This window comes from Nostoc sphaeroides (genome assembly GCF_003443655.1).
Lineage (GTDB): Bacteria > Cyanobacteriota > Cyanobacteriia > Cyanobacteriales > Nostocaceae > Nostoc > Nostoc sphaeroides.
Map to the genome: position 1 here is coordinate 2,617,374 of NZ_CP031941.1, position 22,323 is coordinate 2,639,696.

Here is a 22,323-nt window from a genome sequence, read left to right on the forward strand (position 1 = left end):
ACCAATGACTAATGGTGAACTTGATGGAGGATTTCTGGCTTAATTCCCATGTCCTTGGTGTAAGGGGCGAGAAATTCATTTGGGGATAGATTCGCAGGGTTAACAGCAACGGCTTGATTTAGTGTTTCACGGCTAGCAACTAGCTGTTCTTGCATCCATTTGTCAAAGGCTTCTTGTGGCTCAACGACTACTGTTGCTCTCATCGCACCGTGGTAGGGGCCACAAAGTTCAGCACAGATTAGGACATAATCTCCTGCTTTTTTGGGGGTGAAGCGAATCTCGCTTTGTCTACCAGGGATCGCATCTTGTTTCAGGCGGAACTCTGGCACCCAAAAGGCATGGATGACATCGTTGGCTGTCATATTGATTTCCACTTCTCGCCCGATGGGAACGTGCATTTCACCTGTAGTTATACCAGTTTCAGGATAAGTGAAAATCCAGGCATATTGTAGACCTGTGACATTGACTTGTAATCCTGCTGGTTTGCCTGCTTTATCAGGAGTTCCCCCAATTGTCGGAGCAACACTACCGACACCAGGAGCATTCCGCAGTTGGGGAATTTGGTCAGCATTGCGGACTGCTGCGGTAGCTGGATCTTGCATTGCCTCATCAGATTTTTCTTGATTGAGGTTGGGTTCGGTGCTAGGAGGAGTATCGCTTAAAGTTGCCGCCATAGCACTTCCAGGCATTGCCATTGACTCCTGATTCATCGGCGCTTGATGGATAGCGTGGGGATCAAAGCCGCCGATTTCGTTGTAGACATCAAAGCTGTAAACAGAAATACCGATAACGATAATTGCTGGGATCGCCGTCCAGAGAATTTCTAAAGGTACATTGCCCTCAACTGGTGGGCCGTCTTCATTATCACCTGCACGCCGACGGTATTTAAATGCAGAGTAAATTAAAATACCTTCTACGAGTAGGAATATACCTGTAGAAATGATCATCATCGCGTTGAATAGACCATCCACTAATACGGCTTCATCCGTTGCTGCTGCTGGCAACAGACCGTGATTTTGACCGTACCAAAGGCTGGCTAGCGTTAGCACGATGCCAATGAGTAATGTCCAGATTGAACTTGGAATCTTCACGGCTTACTTAATTGAATTTACTACGTTATCTTAAAGCTGCCCACTTACTAAGGTAGTCTAGGCCAGAAGGCATAGAGTACAAAGGTCTGAAATTTTTATTAATTTTTTTAACTATTTTACTAATTTTGGGTACAAGGTGACTATCAGGAGGCAGGAAGCAGGGGGCAGAAGACAGGAGGTAGAAGGTAGAAGGTAGAAGGTAGGTAGCAGTGACCGAGATGTATTTCAAAGTATGGGATTTAATCACTGGGTTTTATACCCAAAACTAAAGTTTTCATTCATAATGATTTCCTCCTGCCCTCTGCCTCCTGCCTCCTGCCTTCTCCTAAAATCAGTGGAAAAACTTAAGGAAAAATTTAGAATGTTTAAATTAATTGTGATTAATCAATTTTTCACATCTTGAAAAATACCTAAAGCTTCAGGCAAAACCTTTCTAGAGTGATTCAAAGTATAAGTGAGTGCTAATCTATAAACCCTTAGCCTATACGCTAGGGTGAAGATAGGACGCTAAAAGAAAACTGAAAATTTTAACAGATCCACCAAGAGCGGGCAGAAGGTATCCTTCATGAGCGAATTTGTCCTACAACAACAAAATGAAGCGGCAGTTGAGCAGCAAAAGCCCAAGGAAATGATTCGTCGCTTGGTGTGGAAAATATGCATAGCCACCTTAATTTTGATGGCAATAGGCAGCGCCACCCGCGTGATGAATGCTGGACTTGCTTGCCCAGACTGGCCCTTATGCTATGGCGAACTGGTACCAGCCAAGCAAATGAATCTCCAAGTGTTTTTGGAGTGGTTTCACAGATTGGATGCAGCTTTAATTGGTGTAAGCGCGATCGCACTTTTCGGTTTATCCTGGTGGCATCGTCGTTTCTTACCCAGATGGCTGCCTTGGGCATCAACATTTGCCCTGTTTTTAATTGTCTTCCAAGGCATCTTGGGGGGACTCACCGTCACCGAACTGTTGCGGTTTGATATCGTTACCGCTCATTTAGGAACGGCGCTGTTATTTTTTAGCACCCTCCTGATTATCGGCACAGCGCTCACGCCCTATCAGGGAAATGGAACCGTTGGTAAGTTGCCTTGGGTCGGTTTAACTGCTGCTGTTCTGGTTTACTTGCAAAGTTTGCTAGGTGCTTTAGTAGGCTCTCGCTGGGCGCTACACCAATGCCTCGGCGGTTCTCAACTTTGTACGGTAATGTACAGCCATATTGCTGGTTTGGTGCCGCCAACATTAGCAACCTTGGCAATGGTATTTATCTGTTGGCGGACACCAGCACTACATCCAGCCTTACGGCGACTGGCAAATATGGCTGGTGGGTTGTTAACCTTACAAATCTTGTTGGGATTCGCAACTTTCAAATTACACCTCCAAGTCGAGCCTCTCACAGTCTCTCACCAAGCTATAGGAGCTGCTTTGCTGGGTACTTTGGTGGCTTTCACAGTTCTCGCACTGCGTGACTGGGCTACTAGCCGCAACATCACAGTGTTAAGCAATGACTGCGGAGTATGGAGTGAGGGAACAGGGGGAGTAGCGGAAGGAAAAATTTCTAACTCCTAACTCCTGTACAGACGCGATTAATCGCGTCTCTCTTGTACAGACGCGATTAATCGCGTCTCTACTAAATTATGGCCGCAACGGCGAGTATTGCGATCTACGCAGGTGCAGAAAATCTGTGTTTCATTTGCCTGAAAGAGCCACCTTGAGCGGGGGCTGCATATAAGTTGTTGAAAAATAAGGAACCAGAGCCAAAATGATTGAGACTAATGTCTCTCGCCACCACCAAACATTTTTACAGGTAGTTCAAAGTTATTACCAGCTAACCAAGCCTCGGATTATTCCATTGCTTTTGATTACCACGGCTGGGAGTATGTGGATTGCTGCTAAAGGAGAAGTTGATCCATTGCTGTTGCTAGTAACTCTCACTGGTGGCACAATGGCTGCTGCAAGCGCCCAGACGATCAACTGTATCTACGATCGCGATATTGATTATGATATGGAGCGGACGCGCCATCGTCCGATGCCTTCCGGTAAGGTTCAGCCGCGTGATGCTCTAATTTTTGCGATCGCACTGGCGACGATTTCCTTTACACTCCTAGCAGTATTTGCCAACCTGTTAGCCGCGCTGCTAGCCTTCTCTGGCATCGTCTTTTATATTTTGGTCTATACCCACTGGCTAAAACGCCACACCCCTCAGAATATCGTTGTTGGTGGAGCGGCTGGGGCAATTCCGGCGTTAGTAGGTTGGGCTGCTGTCACAGGCACTTTAAGCTGGTCAGCATGGTTAATTTTTGCCATCGTCTTTTTGTGGACACCACCCCATTTCTGGGCGCTAGCTCTGATGATTAAAGATGACTACGCAAAAGTTGGGATACCAATGTTACCTGTGATTGAAGGTACTACGGCAACCGTAAAGCAGATTTGGTACTATACGCTGGTAACAGTATTTGCAACTGTTTTATTGGTTTATCCTTTGGGCGCGAGTGGAATTCTTTATGCTGCGATCGCCCTAATTCTGGGAGGATTATTTATCCACAAATCTTGGCGTTTGTTGCAAAATCCAGAGGATCGTGCTGTAGCTAAAGAGTTGTTTCTCTTTTCCATCTCTTACATGATGCTGTTGTGTCTGGGGATGGTAGTTGATAGTCTTCCCATTACCCATAATTTAATTAGTGCGGTGAGTAATCATCTGCATTTTATTGGATAGGGGATGGAAAATTTAGCGATCGCGTTTGGTAAAGGGGCGCGATCGCATTTTTGTAAGTTAGAAAATATACATAATAATTTGAGTTTGGCGGATTTGCGATATCTAAGCCTACGCAAGTAAAATTTCAGTTATAACCCAATACAGTTCAGATAAGACCAAAACACTTGTAGAGACGGCGATTTATCGCGTCTTATAGAGACGGCGATTTATCGCGTCTTATAGAGACGGCGATTTATCGCGTCTTATAGAGACGGCGATTTATCGCGTCTTATAGAGACGGCGATTTAGTAGAAATAGCGCTTAACTGAACCGTATTGAGTTATAACCAAATTGATTAAAAAGCTGAATGAAGTTGTAAAAAATATAAATGTTGACAAATTACATTCGTACAGCAATGCACAAAGCAACTTATGAGTTGCTTGAGGATGGGACTTTCTATGGCGAAATTCCAGAGTGTCAAGGAGTTTGGGCAAACGCTGCAACACTAGAAGCTTGTCGGGAGGATTTGCAAGATACTTTTGAAGGATGGATTATTTTAGGACTGCGTTTAGGTCATACTCTACCGATACTTGATAGTATTGACCTGAATTTCACCAAAAAGGTCGCCTAATGCCACCCTTTGGATCGATTAATCGACACGATCTGATTCGTTATTTGAAAGATGCAGGTTTTGATGGGCCTTACCCAGGTGGTAAGCATCAATACATGGTGAAAGGTGAATTAAAGCTGACAATTCCCAATCCGCATCAGGGAGACATCAGCCCAAGCTTACTAAATAGAATAGTAAGCGTTCAGGGGGGTAGGAGAGCGATCGCTAAAAATTCCCCCCAAAATCTGATAAATTAAGTGACATGGAACACAAGCGCGTCAGTCATTTAGAACAGATACCCCCAGAAGATTGGGGAAAGACTCCAACCAGCGTCAAAAAACTGGTGGAGGAGATGGCGCAGCAAATAGAACAACAGGAAAAGAAACTAACAGAAGTCCTGACAGTTCAAGAACAGCTATTAGAAAAAATAAATCAGACATCAAAGAACTCATCATCACCCCCCTCAAGCGACCCACCAGGATTCTCCAAAAAGCCACCCAAACAGAAAAGCAGCAAAAAACGAGGGGGTCAGCCAGGTCATAAAGGAAATAGCCGGGACTTATACCCCATAGAAGAATGTAGCTCAGTAATAGAACATCATCCGCAATTATGTACGAATTGTGGAGCAACCCTCAGTGGAGTTGATACAAACCCCTATCGTCACCAGATAGTAGAAATTCCACCCATCAGTCCCATAGTCATCGAGCATCGTTTACATCAATTGACCTGTACTGGATGTGGCAGTAGTACTCGTGCAAAATTGCCAGAAGACGTGAACCAAAGTGGTTACGGAGTCAGAGTAGTAGCTCTAGTGGCACTGCTGAGTGGAGTGTACCGTAACAGTCAAAGGATGGTACAAAGTGCAATGCAAGAGGTGTTTGGAATCTCAATATCATTGGGAACAGTCAACAGACTGCGACTGGAAGCGAGTAACGCAGTGGCGACCTGTGTAGATGAAGCCAAACTTTATATTCAAAAAGCAAACATCGTTGGAGCCGATGAAACCAGCTTTAACCAAGGAAATATTGACGGTTTTAATCCTCAACAAAGAAAGGCTTGGTTATGGGTTGCTGTCACCCCCCTAGTCACATTTTTTGAAATTGCCCTAACTCGTTGTACCCAAGCAGCTCAGAACTTATTGGGTGATAACTTTGGAGGAATTTTAAACTCTGACCGTCATGGTGCTTACAATTGGGTAGAACTAGAACGTCGGCAATTGTGTTGGGCGCATCTGCGACGTGAATTTATCAAAATTTCCGAGCGTCCTGGAGTTTCGGCACAATTAGGAACTGCACTGGTTAAACAGCAAGAAAAATTGTTTGAACTATGGCATCGAGTTAGAGATGGCACATTATCTCATTGTGATTTTGGTGAGTTGGTTCTAGAGATTCGCTCATCAATCAAAGCAACTTTACTTGAAGCTGATAACTATTCTATTGGTACACGGGAAAAAACACCCCTAGCAAAAACTGTTCGCACCTGTCGTCAACTACTGAAAGTTGAGCCGGCGATGTGGTTGTTTGTGACCACCCAAGGTGTTGAACCCACTAATAATGCTGCTGAACGAGCTATCCGTCCTGCTGTAATCTGGCGACGGACTAGTTTTGGCTCTCAAACCCAGACTGGTAGTAATTTTGTGGCTCGGATGCTGACTGTGGTAACAACCCTGAAGTCTCAAAAACGTAATGTTTTGGAGTTTATGACCCAGGCTGTTGTTGCTACTCGTGGTGGTACAGCCACTCCTTCTCTGCTTCCTGAAGCCACTACTTGTTCTGATGATTCTGACTTGTTGACTGCTGCATAATTTTATTCCTTGATTTTGGGGGTGGTTTTTCGTCTTCTTTATACCCCCTGAACGCTTACATAGAATATTACGTCAAGCTAATATAAGCAGAGATGAATGGGAAGCGTTATAACTGTTGTAAACTTACAAAAGCGATCTCATTTCTAAAACTTCTAATTCAAAAGTGAAAATTTTTAATACCTTATCATTTAAGTAAGATTCTTCGCGGACGATTTTCTTCATTAGGAAAATGGCAGTGAACTGCATCACGAACCATTTCCTGTAGTGTTTCTATATCGTCAGCCTGAGTAAAAATTGACTCTGTTAGAGCTACTGCTGTATAACCGCCATCTGGATCATCTTCAACGAGAAATACAATTTCACTCATAGCGAATCTTTCCTTAAACACTAAATTTTACAATTAACAAGCTTTGATGTAAGGGCAGATAGTCTTTTTCTTCTTCCAACTATTCTCATACTCCATACTGCTCTGGGTAGTTGTCCAGCCGGAGCAGTTAATGTAAATGATAGAGAATCATAAAGCTTCCAATTATTTTTCATTCGCCAACCTAGACACTCTCCAAAATATTTCCAAGTTTTAAAATCTAAATCAGGTTTTCCCCCAACGCTGTCCCATATTTGCTTTTGAATACTAAAACCAAAGCGCCCATTACTGTATTTTACCCACAAGCGATCAATAGTTAAGAGGTCTTGACAAGGAAACTTTTCGATATCTTCTACTCTGAGATAACCTTCTTTTTCTCGATAAGATATTTTAAGCATAAGCTTCCAAGTTTCTTGATCAGCTTCTCGCCATTTACCAGATGCTAGTAACTTTTGCAAAATTGTATAATCTATCCCTACTGATGAATTCAGATTTTCAGAATTAAGAGCTTGTATAACCTCATCAGCAAATTGATAGCGTTCTTTCACATAATCCTGAATTAACTTATCTAAAACTTTCCCAAAGTCAGGAGTAATACTTCTACTTTGTGGTAAGTATTTTCTCCAAATCCAGCAACCCCTGAGCGCATCATAAAGTTCATCAGAACCATCTGTATTTGGTAAACATTGAGTTAATAGCCGAATACAAGTTACACCCAAACTATAAAGGTCACTTGCAGGGAAAACTTGACCACGCATTTGCTCTAATGGTGTATATCCAGGCGTTCCTACTGTTGTGCCAACACCTACAAAAGTTTTTGTAATTTGTTTAGAAACACCAAAATCAATTAATATTAACTTGCCATCCAGACGGCGCATAATATTTTCTGGCTTGATGTCTCGATGAATTACACCGCGTTCATGGATAAACTTCAGGATAGGCAATAAATCAGTTAAAAGCTGTTTGATCTTTTCTTCACTAAAGGCTCCCTGCTGCTGCAATTCTTGTAATAAATTCTGCCCCTGAATCAACTCTTGTACCAAATAAAGCCGCTTATCCTGTTCAAAATAAGCAATCAGGCGGGGAATTTGCGAGTGTTCTCCTAAATCATACAGACGCTTCGCCTCTTGCTTAAATAACTCTGTAGCTTTCTCAAGTGCAGCCGTTCCTTCAAATTGAGGGACAAATTGCTTAATTACGCAAGGTTCGTCTATTTTATCTGCATCCCTAGCTTCATAAGTTTTGCTAAATCCACCCTCACCCAAAATTCGTATTACTCGGAAACGGTTTCTAAATAATGGTGTGAGTGTTTGTCCACACTTAATGCAAAACTTATTGTCATCAGGGTTAAAGGGATTTGCACAACTAGAATTAGAACAGTAAAGCATATTTGGGAATAAGGAGATGGTGTCTATGTTCAGTTTTCCCAATTTATGCTTACTGGGTTTCACGAGTCTTGATATTTTTGAGCAGATTTACTTCTAGTGGCGGCTACAGTCTCAAATTACTTTTGCTAGCGTAGTGATATAAGGTTTAATGGGTAAGGCAATATGTACCGTTGTTTCCTGTTGATAAATACTTGAAATTGAGAACTGCCCACCACAAAGTTCGGCGATTTTTTTGACAAGCTTTAAGCCCATACCTATACCCTGCTGTTCATAGGATTTGCGCTCAAACTGCATAAAAGCACCAATTTTAGATATCTGTTCTGCTGTCATGCCCCGTCCCATATCATGAATATAGACATTTAGCATTCCTGCCACCACCTGACTACTGATTTTGATCGCTGTCCCGGTTTGGGAGAATTTGAGCGCATTATCAACTAATTCATGGAGGATAATTGCTAAATATCGATCTGATATTGAAACCTTAGCTTCTTCAATTGCAAATATCAGATCATCGCTACGATTAACACTTTGAGCATGAGATTCTAAAGCTGCTGCGATCGCTGCCATAGAAAAATCCGTGGACTGAGGTTCGATTTGCTGCTGGTGTGTTGATAGCTCTATTTCTAAATAGATCAATAATTGTTTGGTTATTTTTTCTAGTCTCCGGGCGGATTGATCTGCCAACTCTAAAAGTTCAAGGATTTCGGCAATATTCATGCCGTCAATATCTTCCATGAGTAGGCTGATAATTCCGACAATGCCATTTAGTGGTGTATTGAGTTCATGGGGTAAAGCAGAAGCCAAGTTACCCCGCAGTTCATTAAGTGTGGTTTCCAAGACTTTGATGCTACTTGCTTGGATATTTGATAAATTTTGGATTTTGTCGTACTGTTGCTTAATCCTCAGCATTGAATGAATGCGTGCCCGAAGTTCAACAGCATTGACGGGTTTACTAATAAAATCCTCGGCACCTGATTTTAGGCAACGAGCGAGGTCTTCTTTCGCGGTGAGAGCCGTCACCATAATAATCGGAACTGGCTGCCATTTTGGTATGGCTTTAATTTGCTGACACACTTCGATACCATCGGTTCCCGGCATCATTACATCTAGCAAAATTACATCTGGCTGAAATAAGTTGAGAGATGCGATCGCCTCTTCACCACTGGCAGCATAGTGTAGCAGATAATTTTGATTACTTAAAATTGCTTCAATGACATCAAAGTTATCGGGTTGATCGTCAACTACTAAAATAGAGGGCTGATTCATTTGTGATCCTTGATTGCAATCAAAAGTTTTTGAATGGTGGTGGCCAGTTGCTTGAGCTTTATAGGTTTACTCAGATAGTCGTTAGCTCCTGCTTCTAAACAGCGATCGCGATCGCCCGTCATTGCCAACGCTGTGAGCGCCACAATCGGAATATCAACCAAGTTAGAATCGAGGCGAATCTGTCTCATCGCCTCTAAACCGTCCATTCTCGGCATTTGAATATCCATCAAAATTAAGTCAGGGTGGTGAGTTTTAGCAACGTCGATGGCTTCTAGACCATTCTGTGCCAACACAATACGATAGCCCTTGGCTTTGAGGTAGCTAGAAACTGTACTGATATTGGCTTCGTTATCTTCTGCTAGCAAGATTAGGGGGGTAAGGCTTGCTGCTTCCTCCGTGCTTGGAGAGTCCCGGTCTGGAGTAACGACTGGTTGATCGTCTGCTGTCATTTTCGGTGAAAGGGCACAACTGGGAGTATAAGGGAGATCGATGGTGAAGCAACTGCCCACACCCAGTTCACTAGTTAGCCCCACCCTACCGCCGTGGAGTTCGACAATTCGCTTCACTAATGCCAGTCCCAAGCCTGTACCTGCATATTGACGATTTAAGGCACTATCAATTTGCACAAAGGGCTGAAATAGGTTCTTGATATTCTCTGGCGAGATGCCAATGCCTGTATCGGTGACAGTAAAGTGCAAGAAATATTGCTCTGTTAAATCGGTAGTTGAGATGTCTGAGAAAAGTTGGGTAACTTCTAAGGTAATGCGCCCCTTCTCAGGAGTGAATTTGACTGCATTGTTGAGCAGGTTAATTAAAACTTGACGAATGCGGCGTTCATCCACGAGCAGCTCAGGTAGATTTGGCTGAAGTTTGATTTCAAGCTCAATCCGTTTTTGCAATACCTGCTGTTTTATAAACACCAAACTGGATTGGCACAGATGAGCCACTGGGGTTAAAGCATAGTCCAGCTGCATTTGTCCGGCTTCAATCTTTGCCACATCAAGAATGTCGGTAATCAACTCTAGTAAATGAGAGCCGCTGCGCTCAATGGTTCGCAAAGCTTTGAGTTGTGGCTCGGTGACAACACCAAAGACTTCCTCTTGTAGCCCTTCGGTCATGCCTAAAATAGCGTTAAGGGGGGTGCGGAGTTCGTGACTCATGTTGGCTAGGAATTCGTCTTTGAGGCGAGTAGCACGAGCGAGTTCTTGGTTAGAAATTGCCAGTTGTTGATTGCTGTCCGTCAGCTTTGCTTCTGCCTGTTGTCGTTCGGCGAGTTCTTGTTGTAATTGCTCAAACAGACTCGCTTGCTGAATAGCGATCGCCAACTGGTTGGCAATTTGTTGCAAAAGTTGCGCTTCCGAGTCTTTCCAGACTCGTTTTTCTTGACAAGCATGGACAACCAAAACCCCCCAGAGTTTGTTAGTTGCCCCCTGAGTAACCCAGCGATGATTTTCGCCCCCTTGCAGGTCTTGTAAGATCGGTGCGACAATTTTGGATTTGATTTGACCTTCGCGGGAGAATTCCACCAGGCACTGTGCCCAGATATCATTCGTTACATCAGGGACGATGCGGGGTTTACCCTGCCAGTAGCAATCGAGGATTTCTTGAGACCACACTTCATTGTCCCAGTGCTGGTTTTTGAGGGCGGGGAACTCACCAGATACGGCTTCTTGGACAATTTGACTTCTACCGTCAGCAAAAAGCCGGAAGACGATGACGCGATCGCTATGCAGTATATCTTTAACCTGCCGAGTCACTGTTGCTAAAATCTCGTTAATATCTAACGACTCCCGAATTTTTTGGACGATCGCCCCTAAAGTTTCCTGTCTCCGCAGTTGCAGGGCAATCCTCGCTTCGTTTTGCTGCCGCACCAACAGTTCAGACTGGATTTGTTCGTAGAGATTCGCTTGTTGAATAGCGATCGCCAACTGGTTGGACAGCTGTTGGGTAAAGTCAATCTCAAACTGTCGCCAGTGGCGAGTTGTTGCACATTGATGAATGCACAGTAAACCCCACAACTTATCGCCACAAAGCAATGGCATTATCAGATTGGCTCGCACCTGAAACTGAGATAGGATATCAGTGTGGCAGGGAGTCATCCCACCGTTATAAATATCATCGACGACATGAAATCTGCCCAAAGCATAGAGAGATGAATAATTTTCGCCAAAGCAGTGGTCATGTATCCGAGTTGCCATTACTGAAGGAAACCCTTCTACAACCGATTCAGCCACAAATTCGCCGTCGTCAAAGTTGGATTCAGGATAGAACTTGAAAATGCCCACCCGATCAGCCTGAATTACTTGGCGGATTTCCTGGCAAGCGGTGTCAAAAATGGTTTGGAGGTCTAGGGATTGACGAATTCGCTGGGTGATTTCTCGCAGCAGTTGTTCTCGTTCAACCTGTTGGCGAATGCTTTCCTCGGCTTGTTTACGTTCACGAAGTGCAGCTTGCTGTTCGCTAATATCCACTACTATACAAATGCTTTGATTGTCTGAGCCGGGAAGAATTGCCGCTCCAATCAGCACAGGAATCCTGCTACCATCTTTGCGGTAATATTCCTTTTCCCAAGGATTGATCTCGCCATGTTGCTTCAGATGCTCCCTGACTGCAAAATCAGTGGGGATATGTTCGGGTGGGGTCATTTGCACCCAATCAATTGTCCCAGCATCTAGGTCATCCCTGGTGTAGCCCACCATTTGTAAGAAGCGATCATTGGCATCGAGAATTTTCCCCTGCAAATCGGCAAAAAGCATACCAACTACATTAGAATCAAACATCCGACGAAAGCGGATTTCACTACTTTGCAGGGCAAGTTCTGCTCGTTTGCGATCGCTAATATCAAAGTTAACTCCAATCATTTTCTGTGCATTACCCTGGGCATTTCGCACCACCACCCCATAGGCTTTGATGAAGTGGATGCTGCCATCGGGATGTACGACCCGAAACTCGGTATCATATTCTGCCTTTCCTAAAAGGGCTTGCTGTAGCAATATTTCGGTGGGGTTACGGTCATCGGGATGTAGCCAGTTTGCCCAAATCTCATAGTTCACATAGGAATCAGATGTTTTCGTGACACCATACAGTGCGTACACCCGCTCATCACAGAGGATGGTGTTTTCTTGAATGTTCCACTCCCAACAGCCGATCGCCCCAGAGTTGAGGGATAACGCCAAGCGTTCCGATATTTTTTGGAGTTGTGCCTCTCGTTCTTGAAGTTCAGTTGTGCGTTCTGCGACTTTGGCTTCTAGTTGTTGATTGAGAATAATATAACGCTGTTCGCTTTCCCGCAGTCGATTTTCCGCTTGCTGGCGCTCGATTAGTTGCTCTTGCAATTTTTGGTGGGTGGTGGCTTGCTGAAGGGCGATCGCCAATTGCACTGATAAAACTTGCAGCAATTCGACTTCTTCCGGTTCCCAATCGCGGGGGTGCTGACTTTCGGCGACATTGAGCAAACCCCATAGTTGATCGCCACAAAAGAGCGGCACTAAAATTTTGGCTCGTGTGTGGAGGCCAATCAGCATCTCTCGGTGACAGTCTGAGATTTTGGCTTTATAAATATCCGACACGATGCGAATCCGCCCTTGGTGGTAAATTTCAGTGTAGTTTTCTTTTAGACAGGTGTCACCAACGCGCCGACCCAGAAGTGACAGTGAAGAATCAGTGGACTCGGCAACGACAATGGTTTGCCAATCTGGTTCAAACTGCCAAATATTCACGCGATCGCAGCCCAACAATTGCCGCACTTCTGCAACGGTACTATCCAAAATAGTTTGCAGACTCAAAGATGAGCGGATTTGTAAGGCGATCGCTAGCACCAATCTCTCCCGTTCGGCTTTCGCTATTAAAAGCATCATTCGGGCTTCAACTTGTTGTTCGAGTTCAACGTTGCGGGTTTGTAAGATTTCGATTTTCTCTGCTTCTAACCGCACTGACTTTTTTTGCAACACCTCCGCCAAATTGTATAGCTCCAACGGGTTGAGGGCTTGTAGCAAACTAGTCTGAGTCACAATTCCCAATAGTTCACCCTGTTTTCCCGTCACCGCCAACCTGCGAATCAAGCGTTGTTCCATAATCTGCTGCACCAGCCACAGCGAATCCTCAGGTTTCACAGCAAAAATCGGCGTACTCATTACCGCCTCTGCTAGACAAGTTTTTAAGTTCAAGCCCAATGCTTGAAATTGCACAATATCGCGCTCGGTGATAATTCCCACAGGAATTTGCAAAGGTTCAGTTTGGCTACCACTTGGTTGTACAATCATGATGGAACTAACACGGTGTTTTGCCATCAGTTGAGCGATCGCCAGCATGGAACTATTTGGCGTAGCACAAATCACCTCACTAGTCATCACCTCAGATACCAGTCGCAACCGCAACAGATCCACAGGGCGAGAAGACTGCCGCAGACTTTCATTAGTTACCAGCCCCACTACCCGCTCCCGATCATCCAGGATCGGTAAGTGGCGAATCCGGTGCTGTTGCAGCAAATTAACAGTAAAAAATAAATCGGTAAAATTAGATTCGTGCAGGGTGACAACTGGATGGATCATCACCTCCCGAATTGCCAAATTCTCGAAACAACACTGCTGGGCAGACAGGCGCACCACATCCCGTTCCGTGAAGATACCTAGTAATTTCTCTTCTTCCACTACCAATACACAACTTGATCGTGCTTCCAGATAAAGCTCATCCAGTTGCCGATCCACAGTTTTAGTTGTCTGACAAAGAGTCCGCACACCACTCATTTGAGCGATCGCGTCCATCACCGTTGTATCCGGTTTAACTATCAGGGGATGACGAACGATCGCAGATTTCAGTTCTGATGGAGTAAGACGGTTAAACATTGATGTATTGGCAAAGGGATGTCAATCTTGATTATTCCCATTAGCAACAGACAAGTTATACCAATTCTCTAAAATCAGGCAATATAGCCCTTCTGGGTTGAACCTTTATTTTTGAACTTTGAATTTTGAATTGTTTAGGACTTACGCAAACTCTACGATTCTTGGCGTTCTTGGCGTCTTCTCTGCGAGACGCGAAGCGCGATGGCGGTTCGAGAAATTAAGCTTTTTAGCACTTTTTGCGTAAGTCCTATTGTTAACAGATTTACTTTTAGTGGTGTCTACAATCTCAAATCACTTTTGCTAGCCTAGTGATATAGGATTTATCGCTCCCCAGTAAGCACCTGGAAGCAAAAGGATTAATATGGCTCATTTAAATCAGCGTCGTCCCCAAAATGTCAACGGCGATTTTTATGTAGATACTACCTGTATTGATTGTGATACCTGTCGCTGGATGGCTCCTGAAGTATTTTATGATGTAGATGATCAATCAGCTGTTTATCATCAACCAACGAATGAAGCCCAAAGATTAGCCGCACTGCAAGCACTTTTAGCTTGTCCTACTAGTTCTATAGGCACTATTGAGAAACCAAAAGATATCAAAGTTGCTCAACAACAGTTTCCAATATTAGTAACAGAAAATGTTTACCACTGCGGCTATCATTCTGAAAAATCTTACGGTGCTGCTAGCTATTTAATTCAACTTCCCGAAGGTAACATTTTGGTGGATTCTCCCCGGTTTACGCCGCCTTTAGTCAAGCGTTTAGAAGAAATGGGGCCAATTCGTTATATGTACCTAACTCTTGACATCCTCCCCACCCTACTTCGTTGAGGGTGGGGATTCCAAAGATCGCTCTCTGGGTTTCCTCTTTCCACGAGTTGACTTGCTTGAAGGAGTTTCCTCACTCAAGTATTGGTCAGTCTCTCCAGAGGCGTTAGTTCCGACGTGACCCGCCGTACTCAATCCTTTTTCTAATATGTTCCGCGCTGCGTTCCAATCCCTGTCTTGGGTATGCCCACAATGAGGACAAACATGAGTTCTGGTTAAGAACGTCTTTTTGACAACCTCGCCACAGTTAGAGCAATTCTGACTGGTGTAGTGAGGTGGAACGGCAACCGTGACCACACCAAACACCTTACCGAAATACTCAACCCAATCACGAAACAACGACCACGAAGCATCACTAATAGACTTAGCCAAGGGGTGATTTTTCACCATATTCCGCACCATCAAATCTTCATACGCTACAAGGTCGTTAGACCTCACCACGCACCTTGCTGTCTTAACGGCAAAGTCTTTACGCTGGCGACTTACTTTGAGGTGTTTCCGTGCAAGTTTATTTCTAAACTTAATTCTGTTTTGAGAACCTTTTTTAGTCTTAGACATCCGGCGTTGCAACCGCCTCAAAGACTTCTCACTCTTGCGAAGATGTCTAGGATTGGGGACTGTCTCTCCGTTACTATCGGTGTAGAAATGGTTCAGTCCAACATCAATACCAATAGTTTTTCCTGTTGGTTCTCGTCTTTCAACTCGCTCTTGGTCAATGCAAAATTGGCAATAATAGCCATCTGCACGACGTACAACCCGCACCCTTTTAAACTGTTTAAGCTGGTAGAAATGCAGGTCACGAGTTCCCCAGAGTTTAAAGGTTCCTGCCTTAAATCCATCCGAGAAAGTGATATACCTGCGGTCATCAGAAAGTTTCCATCCACAGGTTTTGTACTCAACAGAACCATGCGTTTGTTCTTTCTTAAACTTTGGAAATCCCTTTTTCCCTGGTTTACCTTTTTTGCAGTTATCAAAGAACCGAGCGATTGCAGACCACGCCCTTTCAGCACTGGCTTGTCTTGCCATTGAGTTCAGCTTGTCAACCCAAGGAAACTCAATACTGGCTGCAAGTACAGCGCAAAATTTATTTAGGTCATAGCGTCCAATGCCCTTATTGTCCATCCAGTATCTCAGGCAGCTATTACGCACAAAACGAGCAGTACGAATCGCTTCATCAAGCGCTCGATACTGCTCGTTTTGTCCTTCAAGTTTTGCCTCAAATACGATCATTTATGTCTATTCTTGCTACATAAATAGTAGATCATGATTGTCAAAAACTCAACTACCTTCTTCCCTAATTTCGCTTACGCTCAATTTTGGTCAGAAGGTGTTTCGTTTTTGACCGCTTTACATCCACGAACTACGAAGCGTTGAGGCAGGGGTATTACAGCGATTTGATAAAGATGATGTAGCAGATCATCAAAAATTTGCCGAGCATTTTCAGTGCGATCGCATCCTTCATACTGATGATATTACTGCGGATACTCGCAATGTAGAAATACAGCTAACTGGTTCAGAACCATTTACCTTGACTCCAGATTTCTTAATTATCCCAGTTCCCGGCCACACCAAAGGACAAACTGTTTTACTCTACAATAATAAGTTTCTCTTCACTGGCGACCATCTCGCTTGGTCAGAAAGATTGCACCAACTGACTGCATTCCACAATGCCTGCTGGTATTCTTGGTCAGAACAGATTAAATCAATGCGTAACTTGGCTAATTACTCTTTTGAGTGGGTGCTACCAGGTCATGGGCGAAGGTTTCATGCTGATAGAGAAACCATGCGCCAGCAAATGCACAAGTGTATTGAGTTAATGGAATCTTTGGATTGATCAAATAATTTATAATTATTCGGTTATATGGCAAAATCCACAAAAAACTTAACCCCCTAACCCCCAATACTGCTCGGTTAAGGAATTTCTTGGTTGAGGCAAGCTGTTCAATAGCTGGGGGAGAAATGGAGGCTGGCGTTGAGTTTTTGCCTCCCCTGCCTCCCCTGCTTCCCCTGCCTCCCCTGCTTATCCGAGCAGTATTGCCCTAACCCCCAACTCGTCGCGGGAAGGGGAAAATTTCAAAGTCTTTCTCCTTTAAGGCTACGGTGTACAGACAAGTGCTTTGGTTCAGAACACGAGGGCTTTGGTTCAGAACACGAAGGCTTTGGTTCAGAACACGAAGGCTTTGGTTCAGAACACGAAGGCTTTGGTTCAGAACACGAAGGCTTTGGTTCAGAACACGAAGGCTTTGGTTCAGAACACGAAGGCTTTGGTTCAGAACACGAAGGCTTTGGTTCAGAACACGAGGGCTTTGGTTCAGAACACGAGGGCTTTGGTTCAGAACACGAGGGCTTTGGTTCAGAACACGAAGACTTTGGTTCAGAACACGAGGGCTTTGGTTCAGAACACAAGTCTTTTTTGAGCTTTTGAGAAAATGAAACAGCTTTGCTTTTCAAGAGGGGTGGTGGGGATTAAAAGTCTGTGCAGCCTCCACTCTAAAAGACTTGTGTGTACACGGTAGCTTTTAAGGAGAGAGATTTAGACAGGTCAAACTGTATTGCATACAAACCAGCGATCGCTATAACCTGGGTTTTAGTACCCTTTTAACCAAACACGGATTATGAAAAAGCTGATCAATAAGCCAGAAGACTTTGTACGAGAAAGTCTAGAAGGTATGGCGGCGGCTCATTCCGATTTAATTAAACTGAACTATGATCCCACTTTTGTCTATCGAGCCGATGCACCTATTCCGGGTAAAGTAGCAATTATTTCAGGTGGTGGCAGTGGACATGAACCAATGCACGCTGGCTTCGTGGGCAAAGGAATGCTTTACGCAGCTTGTCCTGGTGAGGTTTTCACTTCACCGACTCCTGACCAAATGCTAGAAGCAGCAAAGCAAGTAGATGGAGGCTCAGGTATCCTTTATATCGTCAAAAATTACAGTGGTGATGTGATGAACTTTGAAATGGCAACGGAGTTAGCTCGTAGTGAGGGCATTCGATCGCTAAATATTTTGATTGATGACGATGTAGCAGTGAAAGATAGTCTCTATACCCAAGGACGGCGGGGTGTGGGAACAACAATACTGGCAGAAAAAATTTGTGGTGCGGCGGCTGAGGCTGGGTATGATTTGCCACAAATAGCAAATTTATGTCGCCGAGTAAATCTGAATGGGCGGAGTATGGGAATTGCTCTAACATCTTGTACAGTCCCAGCTAATGGAACACCGACATTTGAATTGAGCGATCGCGAAATTGAATTAGGTATCGGTATCCACGGTGAGCCAGGAACAGAACGTACAGCTATAAAATCAGTAGATGAGATTACCGAAATATTGACGCGATCGCTCCTTGAAGATGCACCATACAGCCGCACACTGCGCGAGTGGGATGAAAACAAAGGAGAATGGGTAGATGTAGAACTAACAAATCTCCCATTTACCAAAGGCGATCGGTTATTAGCTTTCGTCAATAGTATGGGTGGAACCCCGATTTCTGAACTGTATATTGTTTACCGCAAACTCGCCCAAATCTGCGAACAGCAAGGCTTACAAATTGTGCGAAACTTGATAGGCCCTTACATCACATCTCTAGAAATGCAAGGTTGCTCCATTACCCTGCTGAAATTAGATGATGAAATGATCCGGCTATGGGATGCACCAGTAAAAACAGCAAGTTGGCGCTGGTAAATTTCATAATTACGAATTACGAACTTGTGCCGAGCGAAGTCGAGGTATTACGAATTACGAATTATGGTGAGTCAGCCGCAGATATTACAGTGGTTGCAAGCTTATGCAACTGAGATAGAGCAGAATAAAGCATATTTGACAGAATTAGATGCTGCGATCGGAGATGCTGACCACGGGATCAATATGGATCGCGGTTTTAAAAAGGTAAGCGCTCAGTTACCAACTCTTACAGACAAGGACATCAGCAGTATTCTCAAAGCTGTGAGTATGACCTTAATTTCTTCCATTGGCGGTGCTAGTGGCCCTCTTTATGGCACCTGGTTTTTGCGAGCCAGTACAGCAGTAGTTGATAAACAAGAATTAACAGAACAAGATGTGTTAGGGCTACTCCAAGCAGGCTTAGACGGCGTGCTACAACGTGGCAAAGCGCAACTAGGAGACAAAACAATGGTAGATGTGCTATCTCCGGCTGTAGCCGCTTTTGGGCAAGCTGTAGGAGAAAGTAAAGGGACGCTGGAAGCTATGCAACAGGCTGTAGCAGCAGCCCAAAGGGGGTTGCAAGAAACTATACCGATGCAGGCGAAAAAGGGACGGGCTAGCTACCTGGGGGAACGGAGTATCGGACATCCAGATCCAGGAGGGACTTCTGCTTATTTGATGTTGAAGATTTTGTTAGGTGTATTGGAAACTAAGCTGTTACGCAAATAAGATTGCACATCAACTGGTGAGGTTGTCCTTTATCATTTGTCCAAAGTCCAATTGGTAAACACAAATGACTAATGACTAATGACGGTCTACACGGAGTTTGTGCAATATGTAGGCGCGTTAGCTTATTTGAGATTCAGAAGTTGAAGTAAATTTTGAAGCTTAAAATTATTCCAACTCAAAATTACTCAAGTTTCAATAGTTAAATGCTAATTCAATATTTATTGAGGCTCTGACTCAATTTATCACTGTATGCAGAGCCTCAAACCTACCGCCACAAAGAATTATTTCTTAGCAATTATCCATACTGCGTGAATAATCCCAGGAATGTAACCAAAAAGTGTCAAAACTATATTAATCCAAAAGTCTATACCAAAACCTACTTGCAAAAACACTCCCAGAGGCGGCACGAAAATGGCACACAAAATCCGAACTAAATCCATTTAAACCTCCTACTCATCTCCCAAGAAACAGCTTGTTGGCAAAGTTATTCACCACTGCTCAAGCATATTTGTACCTTTCAAAGATAACATTTCCTCTCTTAATCTAGCTCACGGTTAAGATGCGGTAAACCGCACTCGATATTAGCCACCGCTAATTTTAGCTTTGTAACCTAGTTTGGTCAAAATTTCGACAATTTTTTGCTTGTGTTCGCCCTGAATTTCAATTTCGTTATCTTTAACTGTCCCACCTGTGCCGCACTGGGTTTTCAACTGCTTCACCAAATCAGCCAAGGTTTCTGGTTTGGCTTGAAAACCGCTAATCACTGTAACGGTTTTGCCTTTGCGTCCTTTGCGGGAAGCTTGTACTTTGAGATTTTGCTGTTGTGCAGGAAGTTCTGGAATTGGTCTTTCTGTGGCTGCGGAGTTGTCGTTGCCAAATTCGCGGTAGACAAAGCTTTTGTCAGAAGATTTGGGATTTGAAGAAGACATAAAATGAATATTTAAGAAAATTTCAAAGGCAGTGGAAACTTCTACGCAACCATTCTGCTGGAATATCAATTTCTAGGCTAACATCACAAATCCATTGCGAGGGATTCAAAGTAATTGGGCATGGGAGATTGGGCATTGGGCATTGGGTATTGAGGAAGAATTTAGTTTCCAGCCTCCAGATATAACCTGGATATGCCCCAAACTTTCTATAATAATTAAGTGATTCCCCTCATTGAAAACAGCCCGTGACTATCACTCCCCTATCTCCAAATTCAACTGCTCAAGTTCCAGATACGCTAGGTCGCTTTGGACGCTTCGGCGGTAAGTATGTACCTGAAACGCTGATGCCCGCTCTTACTGAACTAGAAACAGCTTATCAGCAATACCGCAATGACCCTGGTTTTCAAGCAGAACTACAGCAGTTGTTACGGGACTATGTAGGACGTGCCACACCATTATATTTTGCTGAACGCCTAACTGCTCATTATGCCCGACCCGATCGCACCGGGCCACAAATTTACTTAAAACGCGAGGATTTAAATCATACTGGCGCTCATAAAATTAACAACGCCCTTGGTCAGGTATTGTTGGCGAAACGCATGGGTAAGCAACGGATTATTGCCGAAACGGGTGCTGGCCAACACGGAGTTGCCACAGCTACAGTTTGCGCTCGTTTTGGGCTGGAATGCGTAATATACATGGGCGTTCATGACATGGAACGCCAAGCTTTAAATGTGTTCAGAATGCGGTTGATGGGGGCAGAAGTGCATCCGGTGGAAGCGGGAACTGGAACCCTCAAGGATGCCACTTCTGAAGCAATCCGCGATTGGGTGACAAATGTAGAAACAACTCACTACATTCTCGGTTCAGTAGCAGGCCCCCATCCTTACCCGATGATGGTACGTGATTTCCATGCAGTAATCGGGCAAGAAACTCGCGCCCAAGCAATCCAAAAGTGGGGTGTATTGCCTGATATTCTCTTGGCTTGCGTGGGTGGTGGTTCCAATGCTATGGGATTATTTTATGAATTTATGAATGAGCCTTCCATACGGTTCATTGGGGTTGAGGCAGCAGGAGAAGGTGTCAATACTGAAAAACACGCAGCAACCTTGACAAAAGGGCGAGTTGGTGTATTACACGGAGCAATGAGCTATCTTCTGCAAGATGAGGATGGGCAAATTATTGAGGCGCACTCAATTAGTGCAGGTTTAGATTATCCCGGTGTGGGGCCAGAACACAGTTATTTGAAAGATACTGGTCGCGCTGAATACTATAGTGTGACGGATGCAGAAGCTTTAGCGGCATTTCAGCGATTATCGAAATTGGAAGGGATTATCCCGGCATTAGAAACAGCCCATGCGATCGCCTACCTCGAAACCCTATGTCCTCAACTAACCGACAGTCCTCGGATTGTAATTAACTGCTCTGGACGTGGCGATAAGGATGTACAAACAGTAGCCAAGTTCTTAAATGATGCGTAAGTATACGTAAAATCATTGGGAAAAAGCAATAAGGGAACTCCAAAAAATAAATTATTCCACATTAAAGTCGTTGACTGTTGACTGAAAATTCGTGAACCGTCAACGGTCAACACTGAACAATAGCAATGGAATATTTTTTTACTTGGAAGTCCCTAAATAGGATCAACAATTCCAACACCCTATGCTATCGCAACCAACTCACGACGAGTTGGCAGGCCAAAATTTGGTGCAAAGTTTGAGAATGCACATTTTTAGGAATATATCTCCCAATACGCTTGGGTTAGCGCCAAAAACCTATAAACTGCGTAGGTTGGGTTGAGGAACGAAACCCAACATTTTCGCTGGTTTGTTGGGTTTCACTTCGTACCCCTACGAGGATATTGCTATAACCCAACCTACAATTATCTTAAAATAAACGTATTTATTAATACTCGTATTCTTTGCTGCCATCAGTATTAATACTAAATTATGTAGTATACTGATATTCAACCATAATTCATAATACTGAGATTTACTTAAGTATTAGCACTGCCTTGTATTATCGAAATGTAGTTTTTGTAACTAATATTGACTAAGCATAAAAATCTTCGTGTATTACAAAATGAAGTTTGGAAAGTAGGTTAGATAAAATAATCATACTAA

General features: G+C 43.9%; 17 protein-coding genes and 2 pseudogenes. 11 read left to right on the forward strand and 8 right to left on the reverse strand.

Features of this window, described 5'->3' with window-relative positions; all coding sequences use genetic code 11:
* Window positions 1-8: 8 nt before the first annotated feature.
* Window positions 9-1,091 (reverse strand): cytochrome c oxidase subunit II, encoded by a 1,083-nt coding sequence (locus tag D1367_RS11635; RefSeq protein WP_118166604.1) that lies wholly within the window; start codon window positions 1,089-1,091, stop codon window positions 9-11.
* Between the two features lie 565 nt (window positions 1,092-1,656).
* Here D1367_RS11635 and D1367_RS11640 point away from each other — a divergent pair.
* The 5 genes from D1367_RS11640 (at window position 1,657) to tnpC (ending at window position 6,192) form a co-directional block, all read left to right on the forward strand.
* On the forward strand, window positions 1,657-2,652 hold the full coding sequence (locus D1367_RS11640; protein WP_118166605.1) for a COX15/CtaA family protein: 996 nt from the start codon (window positions 1,657-1,659) through the stop codon (window positions 2,650-2,652).
* A gap of 193 nt (window positions 2,653-2,845) precedes the next feature.
* Window positions 2,846-3,799, forward strand: a complete 954-nt coding sequence (locus D1367_RS11645; protein WP_118166606.1) for a heme o synthase — start codon at window positions 2,846-2,848, stop codon at window positions 3,797-3,799.
* Between the two features lie 367 nt (window positions 3,800-4,166).
* Window positions 4,167-4,409, forward strand: a complete 243-nt coding sequence (locus D1367_RS11650) for a type II toxin-antitoxin system HicB family antitoxin (protein ID WP_118166607.1) — start codon at window positions 4,167-4,169, stop codon at window positions 4,407-4,409.
* On the forward strand, window positions 4,409-4,645 hold the full coding sequence (locus D1367_RS11655) for a type II toxin-antitoxin system HicA family toxin (protein WP_118166608.1): 237 nt from the start codon (window positions 4,409-4,411) through the stop codon (window positions 4,643-4,645). Before D1367_RS11650 ends, D1367_RS11655 begins: the two co-directional genes overlap by 1 nt.
* 5 nt (window positions 4,646-4,650) lie before the next feature.
* Window positions 4,651-6,192: an IS66 family transposase gene (tnpC, locus tag D1367_RS11660; RefSeq protein ID WP_118164650.1), complete on the forward strand. Its 1,542-nt coding sequence runs from the start codon at window positions 4,651-4,653 to the stop codon at window positions 6,190-6,192.
* 184 nt (window positions 6,193-6,376) lie between these two features.
* Here the strand turns inward: tnpC and D1367_RS11665 are convergent, their stop codons facing one another.
* The 4 genes from D1367_RS11665 to D1367_RS11680 all read right to left on the reverse strand — a co-directional run bounded on the left by D1367_RS11665 (window position 6,377) and on the right by D1367_RS11680 (window position 14,054).
* Window positions 6,377-6,559 carry a 2-oxoisovalerate dehydrogenase E1 subunit beta gene (locus D1367_RS11665; protein WP_118166609.1) on the reverse strand — a complete coding sequence of 61 codons (183 nt, stop codon included), beginning with the start codon at window positions 6,557-6,559 and terminating at the stop codon, window positions 6,377-6,379.
* A 20-nt stretch (window positions 6,560-6,579) separates the two neighbouring features.
* Window positions 6,580-7,944 (reverse strand): serine/threonine-protein kinase, encoded by a 1,365-nt coding sequence (locus D1367_RS11670; protein WP_118166610.1) that lies wholly within the window; start codon window positions 7,942-7,944, stop codon window positions 6,580-6,582.
* 111 nt (window positions 7,945-8,055) lie between these two features.
* Window positions 8,056-9,210 carry a hybrid sensor histidine kinase/response regulator gene (locus tag D1367_RS11675; RefSeq protein WP_118166611.1) on the reverse strand — a complete coding sequence of 385 codons (1,155 nt, stop codon included), beginning with the start codon at window positions 9,208-9,210 and terminating at the stop codon, window positions 8,056-8,058.
* Entirely contained in the window at window positions 9,207-14,054 is a 4,848-nt protein-coding gene (locus tag D1367_RS11680) for a GAF domain-containing protein (RefSeq protein ID WP_118166612.1), read from the reverse strand. The genes D1367_RS11675 and D1367_RS11680 overlap by 4 nt, the downstream gene beginning before the upstream one ends.
* Window positions 14,055-14,415: 361 nt before the next feature.
* Here D1367_RS11680 and D1367_RS11685 point away from each other — a divergent pair.
* Window positions 14,416-14,853, forward strand: a pseudogene (locus D1367_RS11685) (ferredoxin); the annotation flags it as partial.
* Between the two features lie 18 nt (window positions 14,854-14,871).
* On the opposite strand, the gene D1367_RS11690 reads toward D1367_RS11685, so the two are convergent.
* Window positions 14,872-16,110 (reverse strand): RNA-guided endonuclease InsQ/TnpB family protein, encoded by a 1,239-nt coding sequence (locus tag D1367_RS11690; protein WP_118164787.1) that lies wholly within the window; start codon window positions 16,108-16,110, stop codon window positions 14,872-14,874.
* Window positions 16,111-16,279: 169 nt separating this feature from the next.
* Between D1367_RS11690 and D1367_RS11695 the strand changes: the two are divergent.
* From D1367_RS11695 to dhaL, 4 genes and pseudogenes are all read left to right on the forward strand, one after another.
* A pseudogene (locus tag D1367_RS11695) lies at window positions 16,280-16,714 on the forward strand (MBL fold metallo-hydrolase); the annotation flags it as partial.
* 138 nt (window positions 16,715-16,852) lie between these two features.
* Window positions 16,853-17,305: a hypothetical protein gene (locus tag D1367_RS30725; RefSeq protein WP_181985148.1), complete on the forward strand. Its 453-nt coding sequence runs from the start codon at window positions 16,853-16,855 to the stop codon at window positions 17,303-17,305.
* Between the two features lie 190 nt (window positions 17,306-17,495).
* Window positions 17,496-18,563 (forward strand): dihydroxyacetone kinase subunit DhaK, encoded by a 1,068-nt coding sequence (dhaK, locus tag D1367_RS11705; RefSeq protein WP_118166613.1) that lies wholly within the window; start codon window positions 17,496-17,498, stop codon window positions 18,561-18,563.
* A 63-nt stretch (window positions 18,564-18,626) separates the two neighbouring features.
* On the forward strand, window positions 18,627-19,271 hold the full coding sequence (gene dhaL / locus D1367_RS11710; protein WP_118166614.1) for a dihydroxyacetone kinase subunit DhaL: 645 nt from the start codon (window positions 18,627-18,629) through the stop codon (window positions 19,269-19,271).
* 281 nt (window positions 19,272-19,552) lie between these two features.
* On the opposite strand, the gene D1367_RS11715 is transcribed toward dhaL, so the two are convergent.
* Together D1367_RS11715 and D1367_RS11720 are read right to left on the reverse strand one after the other, a co-directional pair.
* Window positions 19,553-19,711 (reverse strand): YqaE/Pmp3 family membrane protein, encoded by a 159-nt coding sequence (locus tag D1367_RS11715; RefSeq protein ID WP_012410519.1) that lies wholly within the window; start codon window positions 19,709-19,711, stop codon window positions 19,553-19,555.
* 141 nt (window positions 19,712-19,852) lie between these two features.
* Window positions 19,853-20,200 (reverse strand): translation initiation factor, encoded by a 348-nt coding sequence (locus tag D1367_RS11720; protein WP_118166615.1) that lies wholly within the window; start codon window positions 20,198-20,200, stop codon window positions 19,853-19,855.
* A gap of 245 nt (window positions 20,201-20,445) precedes the next feature.
* On the opposite strand from D1367_RS11720, the gene trpB reads away from it, so the two are divergent.
* A complete protein-coding gene (gene trpB / locus D1367_RS11725; protein ID WP_118166616.1) occupies window positions 20,446-21,681 on the forward strand; it encodes a tryptophan synthase subunit beta in 1,236 nt (411 codons plus the stop codon).
* Window positions 21,682-22,323: the final 642 nt, after the last annotated feature.